At 45.7% G+C, this 2,397-nt stretch carries 1 protein-coding gene; it reads right to left on the reverse strand.

The features are described 5' to 3' along the window. Window positions 1–2,397 (reverse strand): beta strand repeat-containing protein (locus M2125_RS10870; RefSeq protein WP_280742978.1); only part of this gene is annotated, 2,397 nt, incomplete at both ends.

Below are 2,397 nucleotides of genomic sequence, written 5' to 3' on the forward strand. Positions count from 1 at the left end.
GCCAAAAATAGTGACGCCTGCGTAACCGTTGATAACTCCAGTAATTGATGCCCCATAGTAAGCAGCGCTTGAGGTAGTTCCCGTTATTGAAACGGATCCGTTATTAGAAGTAATGGCTGCAGATAAATTGAGTGCTACAGCAAGACCTGCATCAGTTTTAGACGCTCTAACCACCACGTTAGCATCTGCAGTAATAGTGCCAGCAATGTAGGCGGCGCTATAACCGCTTGCATACGATTGAGCGTAAATATTAATATTGCCACCAACGCCACCAACAGTGGTTGCCCTCAAGGTATTAAATGATGACGTGTAGCCATTGATACCTAGAACACCTTGAATCGGAGTGGCCTGAGTACCAAAGTTAATGCTACTACCGTATGCATTAGCTGATACTTTTGCTACTGCTGTTGGATTCATCCAAAATCCGCTACAGCACGCCGAGGCACTAGTAACAGCCAACACATTAATATCGCCACCTACCAAAGCGGGGCCAGTACCGGAATTAATGGTGACATTACCCTCAAAAGCTAGGCCATGTCCTGCGGATGCTCCATTGCTAAATCCGCTAATATTGATTTGGTTGCCTGCACTTACCTGCGAGCCAGAAATAGTGATAGCAGCCAGAGTAACTGCACCATCAGCCGTACCTGCAGCTGAACTCGCGCTTGCCCCATTAATCGTAATAGAACTTCCCGCACTCAAAGAACCACTTACATAGACACCAGTTGAAGCATTTGATGTACTAATGGTAGACATGTTTAAATATCCGCTCGCTGGAGTACAACTAGCCCCTGTGCAGCCATAGGTATTGTCAGCCGTTATTGATCCCGAAACAGTTGTAGCACCAACAGTTAGATACCCACCACTTGCTAACGCACTGAAATTGACTGGATTGCTTGCAGGAGAAGAGCTAGCTGTGTATGTGAGAACTCCAGTTACGATAGAAGCATTCTGATTCGCTGATGTTACGTCATATGTTACTGCCTGAGCATGGCCGGTATTATTCGCGGCCAGAGTAACGGCCCCAGACTGAGATACATCTCCATTGGATTTAAATAAGATATCTCCGCCGCTTGATTGGACTGCAAGCGCACCTGTTGAAGTAATTCCAGGATTACCGATATTGGCCGTGTTTTTATATCCGATTACTGAAATTGCTTTTACACCTGCAGTCGAGAATGAGGCGGCACTAGTAACGGTTAAACCATTTGCGCCTAATGCAACGGCAGCATTAGAGGCGCTGGCATTAATGCCGTTGATAGTAATGCCCTGCCCTGATATCTGCGCACCTGTTAAGGAAATACCAACAGATGCAGTGGTGTTAACTGTTGTAGCAGATGAAGCAGTTAGTGGTGTTGAACAGGTATAACTTGCATTTGATGCGCAAGTATTGTCCAGCAAGATTGTTCCAGACACAGTTACAGCTGGGACAGTTAATGCAGAACCATTAGACAGAATCTGATAGTTGACATTACTTGTGGCGCCGGTTGCGTTAAAGGTAAATATGCCAGCTGTAATCTGACTATTTAAATTACCAGTACGGGTGTCATAAGTTAAGGTTTGTACGTGATTTGTAGTGTTTGCTGTTGCAAAGCTGACCGCAGATGTTGCTGTAATGTCACCATTTGTAACTAAGGTTACGCTTCCGCCGTTTGAATTATTGGTAATCGCACCACCAGTCACCACAATGCCACCCGCAAGACCGGTTGTAGCAACTGTTGAGGTGATATTTAACGCATCACCAACCGTAGCGTAAGTTCCCGCAGTAATTGTCACACCGCCAGTAAGGCTAACGCCCGTACCTGTTGCATTTGTGTTGCTTGCGGTAATGCGAACCTGAGGAGCGGTTACGGATCCAGTAAGATTTACCGCTTGGAATCCAGCCTCATTGTCAGTACTATTAATGGTAATAGCACCACTAGTGGTCGAAATTGCTGCGGTGGAATAAACACCATATCCATTAAAGTTGTTGTTGTTTATGGTAATACCAGTCGCCGCAGCAATTGGAGCAAGTATCTGAAGTCCGGTTCCTCTGCCGGCACTGTTGTTGCTGTCGTTGCTTATATTTACGCTACCGGTATATGAAGTTAAAGTTGTACCAGCGCTAAGGTAAATACCACCCGCACTTTGTAGTGCTGTAGAAGAACTAGTATTGGTTATATTGATATTGCCAGCCGCATTAATTGGTCCAGGCCCGTAACCGGCAATTACATAACTGTATAAATTGGTACCTGCAGATTTTGCTTGAATATTAACGAAGCCGCCAATATTTAAGGTGGCGCCACTACTCTCATAGGCACCCATGCTTCCTCCGGATACGGCAGCGTAACCGGCACCAATAAAGTTGCCACCTGTTGAAGTAGCGCTTACTACTCCAGCATTTGTGGTGGTGTTGAT

This window comes from Polynucleobacter sphagniphilus, from assembly GCF_029892205.1.
Lineage (GTDB): Bacteria > Pseudomonadota > Gammaproteobacteria > Burkholderiales > Burkholderiaceae > Polynucleobacter > Polynucleobacter sphagniphilus.